Source organism: Streptomyces sp. NPDC007905 (genome assembly GCF_042959345.1).
Classification (GTDB): Bacteria; Actinomycetota; Actinomycetes; order Streptomycetales; family Streptomycetaceae; genus Streptomyces.
This window is the reverse complement of the sequence record NZ_JBIBKS010000014.1, coordinates 58,572-77,207: the sequence shown is the minus strand read 5'-3', so window position 1 is coordinate 77,207 and position 18,636 is coordinate 58,572. Positions and strand designations below refer to the sequence as shown.

The 18,636-nt window shown below is 71.7% G+C and carries 18 protein-coding genes and 2 pseudogenes; 9 read left to right on the top strand and 11 right to left on the bottom strand.

The features are described from left to right. The first annotated feature begins 544 nt into the window (after positions 1-544). The gene (locus tag ACFZDC_RS24505) at positions 545-1,291 is read left to right on the top strand and encodes an FAD binding domain-containing protein (RefSeq protein WP_391327070.1); all 747 of its coding nucleotides are present in this window, start codon (positions 545-547) and stop codon (positions 1,289-1,291) included. Between the two features lie 27 nt (positions 1,292-1,318). On the opposite strand, the gene ACFZDC_RS24500 is transcribed toward ACFZDC_RS24505, so the two are convergent. Then, on the bottom strand, positions 1,319-1,930 hold the full coding sequence (locus ACFZDC_RS24500; protein ID WP_391327068.1) for a TetR family transcriptional regulator: 612 nt from the start codon (positions 1,928-1,930) through the stop codon (positions 1,319-1,321). Between the two features lie 179 nt (positions 1,931-2,109). On the opposite strand from ACFZDC_RS24500, the gene ACFZDC_RS24495 reads away from it, so the two are divergent. Next, positions 2,110-2,901 carry an SDR family NAD(P)-dependent oxidoreductase gene (locus ACFZDC_RS24495; RefSeq protein WP_391327331.1) on the top strand — a complete coding sequence of 264 codons (792 nt, stop codon included), beginning with the start codon at positions 2,110-2,112 and terminating at the stop codon, positions 2,899-2,901. A 66-nt stretch (positions 2,902-2,967) separates the two neighbouring features. On the opposite strand, the gene ACFZDC_RS24490 is transcribed toward ACFZDC_RS24495, so the two are convergent. After that, entirely contained in the window at positions 2,968-3,174 is a 207-nt protein-coding gene (locus ACFZDC_RS24490; RefSeq protein ID WP_391327066.1) for a hypothetical protein, read from the bottom strand. Between the two features lie 202 nt (positions 3,175-3,376). Between ACFZDC_RS24490 and ACFZDC_RS24485 the strand changes: the two genes are divergently transcribed. Then, on the top strand, positions 3,377-3,733 hold the full coding sequence (locus ACFZDC_RS24485) for a PRC-barrel domain-containing protein (RefSeq protein WP_391327329.1): 357 nt from the start codon (positions 3,377-3,379) through the stop codon (positions 3,731-3,733). A gap of 25 nt (positions 3,734-3,758) precedes the next feature. Beyond that, the gene (locus ACFZDC_RS24480) at positions 3,759-3,932 is read left to right on the top strand and encodes a hypothetical protein (RefSeq protein ID WP_391327064.1); all 174 of its coding nucleotides are present in this window, start codon (positions 3,759-3,761) and stop codon (positions 3,930-3,932) included. 118 nt (positions 3,933-4,050) lie between these two features. Here ACFZDC_RS24480 and ACFZDC_RS24475 read toward each other — a convergent pair whose 3' ends face one another. After that, positions 4,051-4,896, bottom strand: coding sequence for a GDSL-type esterase/lipase family protein (locus ACFZDC_RS24475; RefSeq protein WP_391327062.1), 846 nt, complete (start codon positions 4,894-4,896; stop codon positions 4,051-4,053). Between the two features lie 311 nt (positions 4,897-5,207). Here ACFZDC_RS24475 and ACFZDC_RS24470 point away from each other — a divergent pair, with 311 nt between their 5' ends. Then, positions 5,208-5,762 carry a TetR family transcriptional regulator gene (locus ACFZDC_RS24470; RefSeq protein WP_391327060.1) on the top strand — a complete coding sequence of 185 codons (555 nt, stop codon included), beginning with the start codon at positions 5,208-5,210 and terminating at the stop codon, positions 5,760-5,762. A gap of 125 nt (positions 5,763-5,887) precedes the next feature. Here ACFZDC_RS24470 and ACFZDC_RS24465 read toward each other — a convergent pair whose 3' ends face one another. After that, entirely contained in the window at positions 5,888-6,235 is a 348-nt protein-coding gene (locus ACFZDC_RS24465; protein ID WP_391327059.1) for a hypothetical protein, read from the bottom strand. A 203-nt stretch (positions 6,236-6,438) separates the two neighbouring features. Here ACFZDC_RS24465 and ACFZDC_RS24460 point away from each other — a divergent pair. Then, a pseudogene (locus tag ACFZDC_RS24460) lies at positions 6,439-6,702 on the top strand (antitoxin); the annotation flags it as partial. Positions 6,703-6,741: 39 nt separating this feature from the next. Here the strand turns inward: ACFZDC_RS24460 and ACFZDC_RS24455 are convergent. Together ACFZDC_RS24455 and ACFZDC_RS24450 are read right to left on the bottom strand one after the other, a co-directional pair. After that, on the bottom strand, positions 6,742-8,565 hold the full coding sequence (locus ACFZDC_RS24455) for an arabinofuranosidase catalytic domain-containing protein (protein WP_391327057.1): 1,824 nt from the start codon (positions 8,563-8,565) through the stop codon (positions 6,742-6,744). 612 nt (positions 8,566-9,177) lie between these two features. After that, positions 9,178-10,670 (bottom strand): annotated as a pseudogene (locus tag ACFZDC_RS24450) (long-chain fatty acid--CoA ligase). Positions 10,671-10,829: 159 nt separating this feature from the next. Between ACFZDC_RS24450 and ACFZDC_RS24445 the strand changes: the two are divergent. After that, complete coding sequence (locus ACFZDC_RS24445; RefSeq protein ID WP_391327055.1) at positions 10,830-12,002, top strand: helix-turn-helix domain-containing protein; 1,173 nt, start codon at positions 10,830-10,832, stop codon at positions 12,000-12,002. A 124-nt stretch (positions 12,003-12,126) separates the two neighbouring features. Then, positions 12,127-12,282, top strand: a complete 156-nt coding sequence (locus tag ACFZDC_RS24440; protein ID WP_258782539.1) for a DUF6131 family protein — start codon at positions 12,127-12,129, stop codon at positions 12,280-12,282. Here ACFZDC_RS24440 and ACFZDC_RS24435 read toward each other — a convergent pair. From ACFZDC_RS24435 to ACFZDC_RS24420, 4 genes are all read right to left on the bottom strand, one after another. Next, positions 12,273-12,926: a MarR family transcriptional regulator gene (locus ACFZDC_RS24435; RefSeq protein ID WP_391327053.1), complete on the bottom strand. Its 654-nt coding sequence runs from the start codon at positions 12,924-12,926 to the stop codon at positions 12,273-12,275. The genes ACFZDC_RS24440 and ACFZDC_RS24435 overlap by 10 nt on opposite strands. After that, positions 12,926-13,237, bottom strand: a complete 312-nt coding sequence (locus ACFZDC_RS24430) for a DUF1905 domain-containing protein (protein WP_391327051.1) — start codon at positions 13,235-13,237, stop codon at positions 12,926-12,928. The genes ACFZDC_RS24435 and ACFZDC_RS24430 overlap by 1 nt, the downstream gene beginning before the upstream one ends. 362 nt (positions 13,238-13,599) lie before the next feature. After that, positions 13,600-15,240, bottom strand: coding sequence for a sigma-70 family RNA polymerase sigma factor (locus tag ACFZDC_RS24425; protein ID WP_391327049.1), 1,641 nt, complete (start codon positions 15,238-15,240; stop codon positions 13,600-13,602). A gap of 168 nt (positions 15,241-15,408) precedes the next feature. Further along, positions 15,409-16,209: a glucose 1-dehydrogenase gene (locus tag ACFZDC_RS24420; protein ID WP_391327047.1), complete on the bottom strand. Its 801-nt coding sequence runs from the start codon at positions 16,207-16,209 to the stop codon at positions 15,409-15,411. A gap of 87 nt (positions 16,210-16,296) precedes the next feature. On the opposite strand from ACFZDC_RS24420, the gene ACFZDC_RS24415 reads away from it, so the two are divergent. Beyond that, on the top strand, positions 16,297-17,148 hold the full coding sequence (locus ACFZDC_RS24415) for a helix-turn-helix domain-containing protein (protein ID WP_391327045.1): 852 nt from the start codon (positions 16,297-16,299) through the stop codon (positions 17,146-17,148). Between the two features lie 451 nt (positions 17,149-17,599). Here ACFZDC_RS24415 and ACFZDC_RS24410 read toward each other — a convergent pair whose 3' ends face one another. Continuing rightward, positions 17,600-18,583, bottom strand: coding sequence for an ArsR family transcriptional regulator (locus ACFZDC_RS24410; protein WP_391327043.1), 984 nt, complete (start codon positions 18,581-18,583; stop codon positions 17,600-17,602). Positions 18,584-18,636: the final 53 nt, after the last annotated feature.

Here is an 18,636-nt window from a genome sequence, read left to right as displayed (position 1 = left end):
GCGTCGCGGGCTCGGGGCCGAAGCCCGTGGATGCCGGGCCGGGAGCCTGCGTCGCGGACGGGGGTGCAGCCGGCAGGAGGGGGGCGGCTCGGCCTCGCGGGCGGCGTCGTCCAGCAGGCGATCCAGCTCCTGGGCACCGGGCCGTGCCGCGGGGTCCCGGACGAGGACCCGGGTCAGGACGTCCCGCGGCGGACCGGCCTTGACCGGTGGCGGGACCGCGTCGCCGAGGACGGCGGCGAGGGTCGCCGGCGTCGTGCCCCGGCGCAGCGGGTGGTGGCCCTCCACGGCCGTGTACAGCATCATCGCCGGCGACCACAAGTCCGAGGCGGCCGGCCCAGGGGTGGCACACGAGCGGTGCGCGCCCGGGCCCGGGGAGCCCCTGCTCGCGGTGCGCCGTTTCGGCAGGTGCGAGGACTCCCGGCATGCTCGTGTGAGCCCTGCATGCGCCCCTGCCCGCGCGAGAAGAATGCGCCAAGCCGGTGGACGGGCGGCCGGCTCACGGCCACCCGTCGCCCAACTCTCCAAGGAAGGCAGGTCGGTTGCGATGCTGCTGCGACTGCCCACCTCCGTCTCCGAGGCGCGGGAGTGCCTGGCCGAGGGAGCCGTGCCGATCGGCGGGGCCACGTTGCTGTGGGCCGAGTGGCAGCGGGACGGGTTCCCCGAACGGGCCATGTCGTTGCGCGGTCTCCCGCAGGCCAATGTGATCGGGGGCGGGACGCTGGGCGCCGCCGTGGTGCTGAACCGGATCGACGACCGGGTTCCGGACGTCCTGCGCCTGGCCGCCGCCGCTGTCGGGACCGGGGCCGTACGCCGCACGGCAACGGTCGGCGGCAATCTCGTGGGCAGCACGCTGCGCTGTCTGCTGCCCGCGGCCCTCGTGCTGGACGCGCGTGCGTCGGTGCTGGGGCCCGAAGGTGTCCAGGAGACCGATCTGGCAGAGGTGACGGCCAAGCGCCCCCTCCTGCTGAGCCTCCACTGGCATGAACCCGTCGCCAGCTCCTACCGCAAACTGCCGGCCGAAGCGGGCGGAAGGCCGCCCCTCGCCGTCGCCCTGGCCCTGTACACCGACGGCACCGGACACAGCCGCCTGCATGCCGCCGTGCGGGACGGATACGACGTGATCAGCGACAGCACGATGTGTGACACCGGCGGCGACGAGGCGCTCCACGCGCTGCACAGGACAGGCCTGGGCGATCTTCCCCCGACCGTGTGGGAGACAGTGAGCGAACAGGTCACGGAGCTGCTGCGTCCTGCCGCGGATCGACGAGCGGGCGGGCGGCCTCCCGGATGACGGCCGGCGCGGGCCGCGGCCTCCGGCTCACCCCTGGTCCGCCGAGGACGCCGGTTGCCCGGCCGGCCGGCCGATAGCCCCTCGTGCGAGCAGCAGCAGGGCGTCGACCAGGTCGTCCGCAGGGCTGCCGGTGGCCAGGCGACGGAGTTGCAGGCCCATCACCAGGGCGACCGTGGTGGCCGCCAGGTGTTCCGCGTCCGGCACCCCCAGAGCGGTGAGGATCTGCGCGGCGAGCCGGTCGTAGGCCCTGAACGCCTCCGCTGCCGCCTCCCGCAGTCGCTCGTCGCGACCGGCGTGGAGGTACAGCTCGAACGGTGCGAGATGGGCGCTGTCGAGTGCCGTGCCGCACGCGACCTGGCCCGCCAGAGAGGCCGCGTCCTCGATGTCGATGTCCTCGGTCTGGCACTGGTCGGCCAGCTCGGTGAAGTACCGCGCCTCCTCGCGTACGAAGTGCAGCAGGCTCTCCCGCAGCAGGTCGTGCTGGGTCTCGAAGTGGTAGGTGACCGAGCCGAGCGACACTCCGGCTTCCCTGGCGATCCGCCTGTTGGTGACCGCCGCGACCCCGTCCTCGCCGATGATCCGCAGGACGGCGGTGATGATGCGCTGGCGCGTCGTGGCGGAGAGGGCGGCGTTCGGCATGCCACGCATTGTTCCATCAGCGCTCCGCCACCTCGGACTCGGCGGCCCGCCCGGGGCCGACGGCCACTCAACCTCCTTGCCGCCGCTCGTTGTTCGCGCCGTCTCTGCCGTTCCTGCGGTGGACAGGACTCCCGGCCCTCCCTATTGTTCGTTCGAACGAACAGAACGGGAGGGTAGCCGTGCACATCGCTGGGGCAACTGTTCTACTGACCGGAGTCACGGGCGGCATCGGCGGCGCGCTCGCCGCCGGGATGGCCGCACGCGGCGCGAACCTCGTGCTCACCGGCCGGCGGCAGGAGGCACTGGAACCCCTCGCCGAGCGCTACGGTGCGCGAACCGTCGTGGCCGATCTCGCCGACGCCGACGATGTGCGGCGCCTCGCGCGCGAGGCCGCCGGTACGGACATCCTCATCGCCAATGCGGCGCTGCCCTCCAGCGGCGACGTCCTCGACTACACGCCCGAACAGATCGACCGGGCGCTCGCCGTGAACCTGCGCGCACCCGCGATGCTCGCACGCCTGCTCGCTCCCGCCATGGTGACCGCCGGGCGCGGGCACGTCTGCTTCGTCGGATCGCTGTCGGGGATGGCAGCCACCAAGTCGTCGTCCATGTACAACGCGACGAAGTTCGGGCTTCGCGGCTTCTCCCTGGCCTTTCGCCAGGATCTGCACGGCACGGGCGTCGGCGTCTCGATCGTCCAGCCGGGCTTCGTCCGTGACCTCGGCATGTTCGCGAACACCGGTTCGCCGACGCCCGCCGGCGTGCGCACCGTTGCGCCGGAGCGGGTCGTCAACGGCGTGACGCGGGCGATCGAGCGCGATGTCGCCGAGATCAATGTGGCGCCGCTCGAGCTGAGGTTCCTCACCAAGATCGCGTCGCAGTTCCCGGGACTCGCGGAGCGGGTGCAACGGCTGGCCGGGGCGGAACAGACCATGGACTCGATCGTGGCGGCCCAGCGGTCGAGCCGCTGAGCGGCACCGTTCGGTGACGGCCCTGCCGAGGGACAACAGGTGGGCCCGGCCGGCAGGTCGGGGCGCTCAGTGCACCCAGTCGCCCGGGCCACCGCCCCGCCACTCGATCCACTCGGCACCCGCCACGTCCTCGGGTTCCACGTCCTCCAGGCCGGCGCCTCGCAGGAACTCGACGATGTCGAGGATCGTGTACGCCATGCCCACGAAGGAATCGGCTACGCGGACGCGGCGGCCGCCGTCCGGTGCGGGTGGGTACACGATCACCTTGGGCATGGCGCCACCCTCACCCGCAGCGAGTCGTGCCGCACTCAGGGCACCGCCGTTCGGGCGCGGTCATGGCGCACCGGGCGGCGACCGACGCAAGGTCGACGAGCGAACCCTCGGGTTCGGACCGCGCGCACCGGTGCGAGGTCAAGGCCACGGGGATGACATCACCAGCGCGATCGCGGGTACCCGCGAGAGCCGGAGGTCCATGATGTTCGAGGCAGGCGATATCCGTGAATGGCGGGGTCACGACGTGGTGGACCCCGGCGGCCACAAGATCGGCCATCTGGAGTCGGTCTACGTGGACACAGCCACCGACGAGCCCTTGTTCGCCACCGTGACCATGGGCCTGCCCACCCGTCGCCGCCTGGCGTTCGTACCGCTTGCCGGGGCCACGGTCGGTCCGGGCTATCTGAAGGTCACCCACAGCAAGGACGTGGTCAAGAAGGCCCCCGCCATCGACACCGACGGCGAACTGCGCGCCGCGGAGGAGCCGGGTGTCTTCGCACACTACGAACTGGACTATTCGCCGGGCGCCGGCGGCGAGCGACGCCTCGCCCGCCGCTGATGCGCCGTAGCCGTCGGGAGGTCCGATGAGCTTGTTCCTGCTTCTGATCCTCGTTGCCATCGTGCTCGGAATCATCGGATTCGCCGTTCATGGCCTGTTCTATCTGCTGGTCATCGGCGCCGTCGTCCTTGTCGTCGATCTCGTCTACGCCGCGATGCGCTTCCGCCGAGGGGGAAGGAAGCACCGCCTGGCCCGGTGACCCGGAAGGCCGGCCCATGGGGTCGGGCCGGCCTCCTGGCTCCCGCCCCGGGCGTTCCGGTCGCCGGTGCGCCGGAGTGGACCTGGTGGCTCGGCGACCGGGGACGGCGGGTGCCCGGTCAGGTCAGACCGAGGACGGTCAGGGTGCGCTCGGCCATGCGCTGCTCGCCGAGGGCGTTGGGGTGGACCGGGACGATGTTCCGCCCGAAGAGCAGCGGCTCGATCCACCGCGTGCCGACGGCCTTGCACGCGTCGTGCCCCTCGGACGCCTTCCCGAAGTCCACGTAGGTGGAACCGGTCTCTTCGGCGGCACGGGCGACGACGGCGTTGAGGTGCGCCTGCAGGGCGTGCAGGTACGGCACGTCGCCGGAGGCGACCGGCAGTTTGGCGAAGCACGACGGGTCGGCCGTGGCAGGCGTGATCCACGGGTACCCGAGCACCGCCACGCGGGCGCTGGGCGCCTTGGCGCGGACGCTGCGAAGAGCTGTCTTGAGCGCCGGGTAGGTGTTCGCGTCGATCGCGTCGTCGAAGGAGGTGCCGTACTTGTCCTTGCAGGGGCTGCCCTTGCCGCCGCTGAGGACGCCGAGGGCGCCGCAGGAGACGATGGCGTTGATGAAGGTGCCGTTGTCGTTGCCGCCGATCGTCAGCGTCACCACGTCGGTGTCCGCGTTGACCGCGTTCACCTGGGGTGCGACTCCTGGGTACTGCGCCTCGGTGAAGTCCTTGGTCTGGGCGGCGCCGCAGGTGACGTCCGTCAGACGGGCCCCCGCGCGCTCGGCGATGACATGCGGGTAGTTGGCGGTGGAGCGCAGGCAGAGCAGGTTGGTGGGATCGACGGGAAGCACGCCCGAGGCGGCGCTGTAACTGTCGCCCAGGGCGGCGTAGTCCAGGGATGCGGTGGCGTGGGCGGTGGTGCCGGTGACGCCGAGGGTCAGCGCACCGGCGACCGCGATTGTCGCGGTCATGACACGACTCAGGGCATGCATGGGGCTCTCTCTTCTCGGGAGGGGTACACGGAGCAGGCGGGCAGGGGAAGCCCGGGGGCTGCTGGTGCGCGAGAATGCGGCGGCTCGAGCAAAGGGAGTACCGGGCCGACGACGCATGGGCGAAATAGGCACACGTCGACGGCCCTGAAGTACCGGTCGCGGAATTACCGCGCGGTTCTACTGATAGGTAATGTGCGGGCACCGGCCCATCGAGTCAACAATGTTGACCGGACTTCTTGAAACGCCGACTGTCGCCGAAGGGGGCCGGACCGCCGCCTATGCTGTGCCGCATGCTGCAGACCGGATCCGGTTCCACCACCCGCGATGCCATCCACACCGCCGCTGCCCGGCTCTTCCGGGACCAGGGGTTCGCCAGGACCACCGTCCGCCGGATCGCAGCGGACGCCGGCACCGACCCGGCGCTGGTGATCCGTCACTTCAAGAGCAAAGCGCTGCTGTTCCTGGAGACGATGCACCTGACCATCGACGACGAACCGCTGCTCGACGTCCCCCTGGAGCAGTTGGGAGAACGGCTCGCCGAACTCCTCCTCGATCTCGACGGATCGGCCCAGGGCATCTTCCTGGCCCTGGTGCGCGGCAGCAACGAACCGCAGATCCTCGACCGGCTGCGGGAAACGCATGAGAGCGTGTTCATCGAGCCCTTGCGCAACCGTCTGTCCGGGCCCGACGCCGACCTGCGGGCTCGGCTGACGGCGTCGTTGGCCGGCGGCCTGCTGTACGCGTTGTGGGTGGCGAGGGACGAGAGTCTGCTCCGGACCGACCGCAAGGACCTCATCGCCCGCTACGGCGCGCTCTTCCAGGAAGTCCTGACACCCCGTTCGTGAGCATCGGCCCCTGTCCGTGACACGTGGGCAGGCGGGCGTCCGGGTTCACGGCTTCCCGTCGGTCCTCGCCGGCGGCGGGGGCCGCAGCCGGGGTGCTCTGGAGCAGAGGGCTCCGCCGCAGCCCGTCAGACCCGCGACACACCACAGAGCGGGCCGGAGCCGAGACGCGGGAGGAGGGCTCCGGCGACTCCGCCGACGAAGACACCGAAGACGGTGGCAAGGCGTCGCGCGCGGCAGCCACGGTTCTCCGGGCGTGGCCGAGCCGCGTGGCAGGGCGTCCATGGTGCCTTGACGAAGGAGACCTGCAGGACGGTGGTGGGCCTGTCCGGGATGCCCGCCTGGAGCATCCCACGGTTGCGCCATCCCAGGGTGGCGGCGAGCAGCACAACGGTGAGGGACGTGACGTGTTCGGCCGGTGCCCGCGTTCCGCTTGTTGCGACGACGACCAGTCCGGCGAGCAGTACCGCCGCCACCTCCACGTGAGGGCATGCACGAACCAAGTCGCCCTCGGCGGTCGAGTCCCGCGATGACGAAGTGGGCGGCGACCACCCCGGCCACGAAGGCGGGCCAGGGCATCGGCCGGGCGGGCGAACGGCGTTCCCGCGCGCGCCGCCCCGAGGTCGAGCAGCAGGACGTTGCCGGTCGCCAGTGCGGCGAAGGCATGGCCGGCCGCTCCTCCCGGGGCCCTCGTGCCCGGCCGGCACCGGCCGCTGTTGCCTCGTACATCGGATCCGCCTACTGGTTCACCTCCTCCACGTCCTTCGCCCACCCGGCGATGACCATCGGCCGCGCGCTCACGGACGCCGCCGGGATCGCCGCGGCGTCCGTCGTCCCGTTCATCGCGGCCCAGCTCGTCGGGGCCGGGCTCGGGCCGGGCTCGGCAGCGGTGCTGTTCGGGCGCCCGGCTCCCGGCGGAGTCGACGTCGCCGTCCCTGCCGGCTGGACGGAACCCGCGTCCGGCCGACTCCGTGTCTCACGCTCAGTTCAGCCGGAACTTCTGCGCTGTCGATCCGTTGCAGTCCCAGATCTGCAGCCGGGTGCCGTTCGCCGTGGCGCCGCTCGGCGAGTCCAGGCAACGGCCCGACTGCGGGTTCAGCAGCGAACCGTCCGCCTGCTGCACCCACTTCTGCCCACCGGCACCATCACAGTCCCACAACTCCACCTTCGTACCGTTCGCCGTGCCGCTGCCGTCGATGTCCAGGCACCGGCCCAGCGTGCTCAGAGAGGTGTCGGCGCGGTGGAACCAGTGCTGGTCGACCGCCCAGGACTGGCAGTCCCACAACTGCACGGCAGAGCCGTTGGAACCGGTGTCGTCGGCCGCGACGTCGACGCACGTGCCGCCGGGGCCGGCGACCGGGGCTCCGCCGTTGACGGAGAACTTCTGGGCCGCGGCGCCGTTGCAGTCCCAGATCTGCAGCCGGGTGCCGTTCGCCGTGGCGCCGCTCGGCGAGTCCAGGCAACGGCCCGACTGCGGGTTCAGCAGCGAACCGTCCGCCTGCTGCACCCACTTCTGCCCACCGGCACCATCACAGTCCCACAACTCCACCTTCGTACCGTTCGCCGTGCCGCTGCCGTCGATGTCCAGGCACCGGCCGAGCGTGCCGAGAGAGCCGTCGGGGTTGTGGGTCCAGTACTGGTCCTCGGCGTAGGACTGGCAGTCCCACAGCTGCACCGCGGCACCGTTGACCCCGGTGTCGTCGGCCGCGACGTCGACGCACGTGCCGCCCGGCCCGGTGACGGTCCCCTGCGGTCCGTTCGGGACGTTGGTCTCACCGGTGTAGCCGACCGAGACGATGTTCGCCTGCACCGCGTTCTCGGCGGCGTCGGTCGGGTAGCCGGAGACCATCACCCCCTCGAAGAACGTGCCCATGTTCCAGTTGCTGTTATCGCCGCCGATGCCGAGGATGATGCCGCCCTCCTGGTGCATCGGCTGGTAGCCCCCGCGCGTCGGCAGGGCACCGTCCCACCACGTGGTGAGCCCTCCGGACCGCGCGTCGCCGCCCTTCAGGGCGTATCTCGTCCGGCCGTCGTTCTTGAGCACCGCCGTGACGAAAGCGCTGTCGTTGCCGCGGTTGGCCGTGTTGGAACCGTTGTCGCCCTGGAACATGCCGTTCTCCAGATCCGCCTCGACCCAGGGGCCCGAACCGCGGCACGGCGCGAAGTAGCACGTGGTCGCGATGCTGACGGCGTCCATGTGACCGTTGCCGGTGTCGGCGGGTGTGCTCTCGGCGTTGCCGTAGTCGAAGCAGCAGGCGGAGCCCACATGCGTACCGCTGGCCACCATGTAGGCGCCCTCGGCCTGGCCGTTCACGGCGACGCCGGAGGCGACTCCCGTGTATCGGTAGCCCACCCCGGGTGAGATCCACACCCCGTAGACCTTGTGACCGCCCGCGGTGACCGCGATCTCACTGGCGTCCGCACCGCGGTCCGCGCCCATGCCGGAAGTGCCCGCCGGGCCCGGAGTCAGGTCGTTGTGCCGCGAGGTCTGGTCGTAGATCTTCGTGATCCGGCAGGTCGTACCGCCGCAGAACGTGTCCTGACGCGCGGCGTCCGCATAGCCGCCGGCGGCCAGCGGTCCGATGTCGGCGGTCGTACCGTCCGAGGCCCGGGTGACCTGGTACAGGGGGCCGTTGTAGGACGAGAAGAGCGCGCGCACCGTACTGTGCGCGGCGACGCACCGGGTGCCGGCTCCGCCGTAGATGTCGCATGGCTGCGAGCCGGCGGCCCGGGTCGGCCCGGCCAGGCCCACCAGGGTGCCCAGCACGAGCGCCAGGACGGCAAGGATCGATCTCTTTCCGCGCATCGTCTGCTCCTCGAAGGACGGGACGTGCTTGCAACGGGCGGACATGACAGGCGAGTTCGGGATTCGTCTCGACCGCTGCGGAAGGTACGGACCATGGTCGGTCACGTCAAGATTTGTTGCTTCCGTCTTATTTAAAGTTCTGTACCTGTCCTGAATTGTTGCTTCGGGGCGACCGTCCACACAGGACCGGGGGCGCCGAGTTCGACCGGCCTCCTGACTGCCGTCGAGGTCGAGGTCGAGGTCGACGTCGACGTCGACGGAGTACAGCGCGGGCCCGGGCCGCACGGGCGGGGTCAGTACCAGGCCGTACTCGTGGACGAGGGCCCGGTCGGCCGCGGCAGCCGCCACCTCCGGGGGGCAGCCGAGCCGCGAGCCTTTGCCGGCCACCGCGAAGGGCAGTGCGAAAACCGGCGCTGCGCCCAGGTCTGGCCCCGGCGCAGCCGCTGGGCCGACAGAACGGGCCGGTACCCCAGATCGGCGGCGCTCTCCTTCATGCGCTCGCCGGCACGTGGGGCGACCTTGCCGGTGCCGTTGAGGGCGTAGGGGGCTGTCGTACGCCAGTCCACACCGCCCGGGCCACGTCGGCGATCGGTCGCCCCGCTGCGTGACCTCTCAGTGGACGGGAGCGGAGATCTCCCGCTTCAGGATCTTCCCGCTCGGGCCCATGGGCAGCGCGTCCACCAGCCACAACTGGCGCGGATACTTGTAGGCCGCCACCCGCTCCCGCACGTACTCCTGGAGTTCCGCGGGGCTCGCCTCGGCTCCCGGGCGCAGGACGACCGCCGCCGCCACCTCCTCGCCGAGCCGTTCGTCGGGCACGCCGAGGACCGCCGCGAGGGCGACGGCGGGGTGCCGTGCAGGACCTCCTCGATCTCCCGGGGGTAGACGTTGTAGCCGCCGCGGATGATGAGGTCCTTCTTGCGGTCGACGATGTACAGGTAGCCCTCCTCGTCCTGCCGGGCCAGGTCGCCGGTGCGCAGCCAGCCGTCGGGAATGGTGGCTGCGGTCTCCTCGGGGCGGTTCCAGTAACCCTTCATCAGATTGGGCCCGCGCACGACGAGTTCACCGACCTCACCCGGGATCACGTCCCGGCCGGTGTCGTCCAGCAGCCGCACCTCGACGTCGCGGATGGGTGTCCCGATGGATCCGGGCTTGCGCGGGCGGTCGGGGTGGTTGAAGGAGACGACCGGGCTGGTCTCGGACATGCCGAAGCCTTCCAGCACCATGCAGCCGAACCGCCGCTCGAAGCCGTGCAGGATCTCCACCGGCAGGGACGCGCCGCCCGAGATGCACGTGCGCAGGGTGGACACGTCGGCCTCGGTGGCGCCCGGGTGCTGGAGCAGTGCCGCGTACATGGTGGGCACGCCCTCGAAGACGGTCGCCCGGTCACGGGCGATGGCGTCGAACACGGTCTGCGGAGCGAAGCGGGGAACGAGGGTGAGCGCGGCGCCGCTGTACACGGCGACGTTCATGGTGCAGGTCTGCCCGAAGATGTGGAACAGCGGCAGACAGCCCACGATGACGTCCTCGGGTGTCATCCGTTGCACATGGACGACGTTGACCTCGGTGTTGTGGCGGAGTCCCGCGTGGGTGAGCGCGGCGCCCTTGGGGCGGCCGGTGGTGCCGGAGGTGTACAGCAGCACGGCGACGTCGTCCCCGGATACGGGGGCGATCTCCGGGCGCGGCTCCAGCCGTGCCAGCTCGGCGGAGAAGGAGGCGGGATCGACGGCGATGCGCCGCACGCCGGCCGCGACCGCGCCCTGGGCCCCCTCGCCGGGCGCCTGGTGCCACTCGAAGAGCAGCAGGGCGCCGGAGTCCCGCAGGTGGTACTCGGTCTCCCGCGCCTTGAGCAGCGGGTTCATCGGTACGACGATGCCGCCGGCGCGCAGGATGGCGTAGTACAGAACGACGAACTCGGGTACGTTCGGCAGCATCAGTGCGACCCTGTCGCCGGTCCGCAGGCCCTCGGTGCACAGCAGGGCGGCGGCCCGGGCGCTCAACCGGTCCAGCTCGGCGTAGGTGGTGGTCGCCGTCCCCAGCCGCAACGCGGTTCTGTCCGGGTGCCGGCCCGCCGTCTTGGCCAGGAACTCCGCCAGATTCGCCATGATGCCTCCTCGCATGCATGCTCGCTGCGCTCGCCGGACTCCCCCGCCGAGGCTCACGGCATGGTCACCTCCGTACCGGTGGGCGTCCATGGCCGGGCGAACAGCTCACCGGGGGGAGGATTGTGCCGCGGGACAAAAAGCACCTCGTACGCTGCGCATATGAGTCTGTCCGACGTGAGCGCGGCGCTGCGGGTGCGGCTGCCGGAACTGGGTGAGCGGATGGCGCGGCGCATCCGTGCGGAGGTCGAGTCCTACGCCGACGAGTCGCTGATTCCGTTCGCTTCGCTGTGGGAGTCCTGTACGGCCAACGCCGACCAGCTGCTCGGGCGTTTCGCGCTCGACGCGGAACCCGATGTGCGGCCCGCGGAGGAGACGGGTCGGCTCCGGGCCGAGCAGGGAGTGCCCCTCGCGGACACCCTGCACGCCTACCGGATCGGCTTCGGCTACCTGTGGGCGCAGATGGTCGACGAGGCCCAACGGCATCCGGAGGTCACGGACACCCATCTGGTGGCGGGTTCGTCGGAGATCTGGGCACAGTTCGGCCGCTACGCGGAGGCGGTCGCGGCGGCCTACCGCGAGGCCAGCGCCGAGCTGGCCCTGCAACGCGAGGCGCGCCGCTCGGCTCTGGTCGAGGCGCTGTTCACGGGTGCCCTCGCGGACCGGACGACGCTGTGGGAGACGGCACGGCAACTCGGCCTGCCGGAGCGTGGCCCCTACGCGGTCGTGGCCGCCGCCGTGCCCGATCCGGGTGGGGAGCCGCTGCCCGGCATCGAGGCGGCCCTGCGCCAGGCCGGTGTGCCGTCGGCCTGGCGGCTGCTGCCGCACGAGCAGCTCGGGCTGCTCTCGCTGGCCCATCCCGACGCCGAGACGGTGAGCGGTCGGGCGCTGCGGCACCGTCCCGCGCGGGTGGGGGTCAGCCCCCGGTTCGACTCGCTGCGCGACACACCGCAGGCGCTGCGCTTCGCCCGTCTGGCGCTGACCGGGCTGCCCGGCGAGGGGCCGGGCGTGGCCCGTTTCGACGACAACCCCCTCGCCATGCTGGTCGCCGCCGCTCCCGCCGAGGCTGCACGCCTGGTCGAGGCCGTCCTGGGTCCGCTCCTGGAACTGCCGGCGCCCGAGCGCGCACGGCTGCTGCAGACGCTCGGGCACTGGTTCACGGCCGGAGGCGTCACTGCCAACACGGCGAACCGGCTGTTCATCCACCCGAACACGGTGCGCTACCGGCTCCGGCGGGTGGAGAAGCTGACGGGACGTTCCCTCACCGACCCCGCCGCCCTCGCCGACCTCGGCGCCGCCCTGCGCGCGCTGCGACTCATTCCCGATTACCGATAGTAATCGCTCGGTGCATCCAGTTACGAACCGTCTCCCTCGAAGGTTTCCGGGCCGCAAGTGAGATTAAGCGCTACTTCGGGGCACTAGAACAGGAGGAATGCTGCTATCGGCAGGGAGGCACATCATGATCGCCCTCGGCATCATCCTGCTCATCGTCGGTTTCTTGACCGGCATTTCGATCCTGTGGACCATCGGCATCATCCTCGTGGTGATCGGCGCGATCCTGTGGATCCTGGGCTCCATGGGCCACGCGGTCGCCGGCCGACGCCACTACTGGTAGGCGCCGAAGCCTTCCCACCCCGCGTCGCGCCTGGGTTTCCAGGACTGCTTTGGGTGGACAGTTCCGTGTCGACCAACGCGAGCTGCTCGTCGAAGAACTGGTCGCTGAAGGTCGGCGACCGAGAGAAGGTCATCATGAACTCGGCGCCGTCGCCGTTGGGGACGACGCCGGTGGCTACCTGCCAGGACGGGGTGTCGCCCAGGTAGTCGTGGTCCAGGACGCCGAACGGGGCGTCGGCGTGCAGCCGTAGCCCGGGGTCGCCATGGCCCACCAGTCGCGGTCGCCGTGGGCTCGAGGGATGGTGACCACGACCCACGTCGACCAGTCGGCGGGATCGGTGGGAACGGGTGTTCATTGACGAGCCGGCGGATCCAGCTCTCGAGCTGCTCTCGCTGCGTGGCCTCGAGTGAGGCGAAGAAGCAGGCGTCGTTGCGGTCGGCGAGCTCGGCGAGCAGGGGGACCCGGGCGCGGCCCCGGTCGGTGAGCACGATCAGCACGGTGCGCCGGGAGACCGGGTCCGGCTCGCGCCGGATCAGCCCCTTGGCGATCAGGTGGTCGACGAGCCGGGAGACGGCGCCGGGGCCGATGGCCGGGTGCCGGGCCACGGCCGTGGTGCTGGTGTGGCCCTGGAAGACACTCGCCATCACGCCCCACTGGGAGTCCGTGACGCCATGCGTACGGCCATCCTCACGATCACATCGTCACCTTCCGCGAGGCCTTGCGGTTTGCGCACCGCGTTCTTGAGGGGCAGCAGGTAACAGCCGTCCTTCGGGAAGAGCGACGTCGTAAAGGTGATCTCTCCGATCCGGGCCTCGACAGGGATCACGCCCCAGCCGTACGTGGCCATCGCGGCCACCTCGCGGATGTCCGTGGACTCCTCGTCCGGCACGGGGACGAAGTAATAGGGCGACGGCCCTCGCCACTCGATCACACGGCTGGAGAAGACGAGTTCCATCAGGTCGGTCCCGTTCCTCGGGGGGCCACATCGCGCTCAGCGTACCCGCGGCACCATGACCGCCATCGAACGATGACGACGCGGTCGTCCACGGTACGGCGAAGCTGGTACGCATCCGGCTGACCTCGGTACGGGAGCCCTGTGCATGAGCAGGACGGCGCAGGGGCGAGCCGGCGACGGGACCCATGCGCCGTGCCCAGGCGTGGTGCGGGCGTGGGTACAGCTGTTGCCGGACGGAGAAAGGCGCTTGGCAGAGGGACGGTTCACGGCTCGCGCCTGCCGTCCTCTGCCACGGCCCCCAAGCCACGGAACTCCACGCCGAGTGGGCCGCACCTGCCGAGTGGGCCGTACCTGCGGCGGTGTCAGAGCTTTGCGCCGAAGTCCTGGGTCCACCACGGGCCGCCCGAGCCGCGGTGGACGCCCACGCCGATCTCCTTGAACGAGCAGTTGAGGATGTTGGCGCGGTGGCCGGGGCTGTGCATCCAGGAGTCCATCACGGCCTGCGGGGTCTGCTGGCCCTGGGCGATGTTCTCCCCGTACGTGGACCAGCGGTAGCCCGCGGCGGTGATCCGCCGGCCGGGGTCGGCGCCGTCCGGGTTGGTGTGGTCGAAGAAGTTCCGTGCGGCCATGTCGTCGGAGTGGCCCTGCGCCGCCTTCTCCAGTTGCGCGTCCTCGGTGAGGGGTCCACAACCGGCCGCCGCCCGCTCCTTGTTCACCAGCTCGACCACCTGCGCCACGGTGTCCGAGGGAGTCGGCCGCACCTGCGGTGTGCTGGACGCGCTCCGCGTGGAGCGGGCGGAGGGTGCCGCAGACGACGCGCTCTTCTTCGCGGGGTGGGGGGCTTTGCGGGAAACGCCGTTCTCTTTCGACGCCGACGCGGACGGCGTCGCAGAGGCCGAGGCCGGCTGCGAGGTCTCGACGGTACGGGGTGCGGAGAGGTCGACCACGCGATCGCCGGCGTTCCGTGCGGCGGTCGCCCCGTCGTTCCCCGCCCCGGAGTCCGTCCCGAAGTACCCGAGGCCGCCACCCGCGACGCAGGCCGCCACGACGGCGCCGCCGACGGCCCGGCGCCGGATGCGCCGGCGCCGACGGGCCTCGCCCCGGGAAGCGGCCCGGCCGCGGGAAGCGCGGTGCCCGGACGAGGAGCTCGTCACGGCGCGGCCCGTGGAGGCGTCCCGTCGTGACGCCGAGCCGGCCGCGGCCATTGCGCCCGTGGCGGGATGCGTCTTCGCCAGCAGCGCGGTCGAGACCGCGACCAGGGCCAGGCCGGCCAGCAGTCCCTCGGCGGGCATCAAACCGCTCCACAGCCCGGAGCAGCGCACGCAGCCGCGGGCGTGCCGGGCTATTCGTTTGCGCCACAGGGTCGAGGGCCGGCCGTCCCACGAGGCGAGCACGCCCCGGAGTTCCTCACACGGCGGCTGCGCGTCGAGGGCCCGTACCACCACGCGGGCCGCCTCCAGTTGCGCCTTCATCCGCTGCACCCGGACCGCCGTGTGCCGGGGTGACAGCTCCACGGCCGCCGCCACCTCGCCGCGGGTCAGCTCGCCGGCGCACTCCAGCCACCACAGCGACAGCAGACCCCGATCGTCCGGCTCCAGCCAGCGGGTGGCGCGCGCGGTTTCCTGGCGCTGGCCGGACAGTTGCAGCTGCACGATGGTCAGGTCCACGAAGTCCGCGCCCGGATCCGCGAGTTCCTCGGCCTCCTCCACGGTGCCCGGAGCGAACTGCCGGTCCTGCCAGTGCGCCCGCACCCGGTTCATCGCGATCGCCACGAGCCAGGAGCGGAAGCTTTCGGGGGTACGCAGACCGCCCAGTGCGTCCAGGGCACGGAGCATGGTCTCCTGCACCACGTCGTCGACATCGACCGAGCCGTTCAAAGCACGCCCCACGATGTTGTAGACCAGCGGGAGGTACGCGCTGACCAGGGCGTCCTGGGCCTGCGGGTCGCCCGCCCGGGCAGCGGTCACCAGTGCCGCAGACTCCACCGCGTGCTGTGTACTCATCTCAAGCTTCCCTGTCCTCGATGCCGAACGGTGCTGTCCGATATCTGGGAGACCGCTCGCCGAGCCCCGGATAACAGTTCCTCGCAGACCCGTTCGACGAGAGGTTCGTCGCACCGGCCGGCGATCGCAAGGAGGGAAGTCACAGGGCGCCGTGGGCGGAAGCCGCCGTCAGGCCCGCGCCCCGCCGTCGACTCGAAGGACCGTGCCGGTGACGAAGGAGGAGCGGTCGCTGAGGAGCCAGGCCGCTGCCTGGGCGATCTCGTCGGGGTCGGCGGCCCGGCGCAGCGGGGTGAGCGCCTTGAGCCGCTCGAGGAGCCCGGGCGATTCCGCTTCCCACGTCCGGATCATCTCGGTCAGTGTGCCGCCGGGAGCGATCGCGTTGACGCGGATGCCCTCCGGACCGTAGGTGACGGCGGCCGACTCGGTGAGGCTGTTGACCGCCCGCTTCATCGCCCCGTAGGCGGGCAGTTCGGGGTTGCCCCTCAGGCTACCGATGGACGAGTTGTTGACGATGGCCCCCGTCCCGGCGGTGGCCCGGATGGCGGCCACCTCGGCGGCGAGGGCGACCCAGACGCCCTTGAGGTTCACGGCGTAGACGTGGTCGAAGTCGGCCTCCGGCAGCTGGTCCATGGGGCCGGGCCGCTGGATGGTCGCGCCGTTGTTGAAGGCCACGTCGAGCCGGCCGTACAGGTCAACGGCGCGGTCGACGGCGGCCCGGACGCTCACCGGGTCGGCCAGGTCGCACACCACGTGGTCCGCGGTGCCGCCCGCAGCCCGGACCTCCTCGGTCACTGATTTCAGCTGGTCCTCCGTCCGGGCCGCGAGCAGCACCTTGGCGCCCTCCCGGGCGAACAACCGGGCTGCGGCGGCGCCGATACCGCGTCCGGCACCGGTGATGAAGGCGACCTTGCCGGCCAGCAGGCCCTGGGCGGTGGGGGTGGGTGTGTCGGTGGTGGGTGTGTCGTTCATGGCAGCGAGCCTGCGCCGGTGCCTGGAGCGTATCCAGGCACCCGCGGTACCTGGATACGCTCCACGCGACCCGCGCACACTGAGGGTGTGGACAGACGAGAACTGGCGGCCTTCCTGCGCAGCAGGCGCGAGCGGATCACTCCCGCCGAGGCGGGGCTGCCCGCCGGGCCGCGCCGCCGAACCCCGGGGTTGCGGCGCGAGGAGGCGGCGCACCTGGCCTTCATCTCGACCGAGTACTACACGCGGCTGGAGCAGGCACGCGGGCCGCGACCGTCGCGCGAGGTGCTGACGGGGCTGGCCCGGGCGCTGCGCCTTTCGGACGCCGAGCGTGACCATCTCCACCACCTCGCCGGCGCACCGCCGGGCCCGCCGCCCGGGCCCGCGCGCGAGGTGCGGCAGAGCATCCTCGATCTGCTGGGCCGGCTGCCGCATGCCGCCGCGATCGTGACGTCCGCGATGTTCGAGGTGCTCGCCTGGAACGAGCTGGCGGCCGCCCTCATGGAGGATTTCTCGGCTGTGCCGCGGCGCGAGCGCAATCTGGTGCGCCGGGTGTTCCTCGGGCCGCGCCCGGGTGGGCGGCGGTTGTACGGGGTGTCCGACGCGGGCGCCTTCGCGCGCGTCTCGGCCCGGCGCCTGCGTGCTGCCGCCGCCCGCTACCCCGACGACCCCGAGATGGCCGGACTCGTCGAGGAACTCCTCGACGGGAGCGAGGAGTTCGCCCGGCTGTGGGCCGCCCATGACGTGTCCCCCGAGCCGACCCTGCGCAAGACCTTCGCGCACCCGCTGGTCGGCCCGGTCACCGTCAACTGCGACGTCCTGGACATCACCGACCGGGACCAGCAGGTGGTGCTCTACACCGCCGCCCCCGGCTCGCCGTCCGAGGAGGCGCTACGACTGCTGTCGGTCATCGGCACCCAGCGCATGGACGCGTTGCGTTGAGCGACGCCGGGCCGCTTCTGGCGCGCGACGTCCCGAGCGCGCCGTGGCCGGTCCGACAGGGCCCGCAGCAGCCGGCCGTGGGACGTGCGGGCCGCTACGAGGAAGCTGTCCCAGGGGGATGTCCACGGTGGCCGTCGGCGTCCGTGACGACCGCGCCCGCCTCCCGGGCGACCCGGGCGCCGGGCAGCACGTTGGCGTGGTCGCGGCGGCCCGGTCGCTCCTTGGTCCTTCGTTCAAGTCCGCGCCGGCGGGCAGGCGCCAGGCCTGTCCGGCGGCTCATGCCGGAATCGCCGGGGCATGGCACGCCCGGCCGCGGCGTTGTTGTCGTCGGTTGCCGGTTCCCCCACGCCGGGCTGCGTTCGTCCGCCTTGCCGCTGGACGCACCGTGCCCCGCTCCCCCGTAGCGACAACGCACCGTTGCCCGAAGCCGGCCTGATCGGCCGGACCGACCCTAACGGCACAGTTCGTCCCCCAGGGCGGTGCGCGCGTAGCGGACGGTACGGCCGCTGCGGGTGCGGCTGAGCAGGCCCGCGTCGTAGAGGACGGCCAGGTGCTGGCTGACCGCTCCCGGTGTGACCTCGAGGCGGTGGGCGAGTTCGGTCGTGGACGCCGGTTCGGCGAGCAGGCTCAGCAGACGGGCGCGGGGGCGACCGAGGAGTCGTATCAGAGCGCGGTCGGTGACCGGTGGCGGTGCCTCGGAGAGCGTGGCACGGCCGCGGGCCGGATAGATGAGCATGGGTGGGCGTGACGCGTCCAGCACGGTCTGGGCGCCGCGGGCGAAGAGGGTCGGCATCAGCACCAGGCCGCGGCCCGCGATGCGGATGTCGGCCGACGGCCAGGGGGCCGTGTCGCCCGTGCGGGTCAGCAGCAGTTGGTCGCCGGTCCACACCAGCCGCGGGTCGAGCCCGGCGAAGAGCGCCGCCGCCCCCTGCTCCGCCAGCACCCGTGCCTGATGGGCCAGATCGGCCTCCAGGATGCTGTGCACCCGCGGCCACCAGCCGTCGCTGAGGCAGGTGTGCCAGTAGGCGTCGAGGGCGTCGGCGAGGCGGGCGAGGAAGGCCGCCGGGTCGGCCATGCCCCGCGCGACGACCGGCGGGAGCGCGTCGCCGGTGCGATAGGTGGCGTGGAAGTCGGCGGTGACGACCTGCGGCGGGGTGCGGCGGACCTCGTCGAGTTCCTCGGCGAAGACGGGGCGGGCACGGGCCGGGCGCGGAGTGAGGAAGTCGGGCACCCACAGCCAGGGGGCGATCAGGGCGGTGAGCAGTTCACGGTCGAGGGACTCAAGGCGCGGGCGGATGCGGCGCAGCCACGGCCGGTGGTGCGGGTACCGGGCCGGGTCGTGCAGACAGCGCAGCGAGAACACCGCCTCCTGCAGCGGGGAGTAGGCGAAGGAGGTGGTAGCGAGGTCGTCGACGACGAAGCGGAACTCGATCATTGAGCGCCACGCTAAATCATTGTCGGCCGTGAGCGGGGACGGGTTGGCTGTCG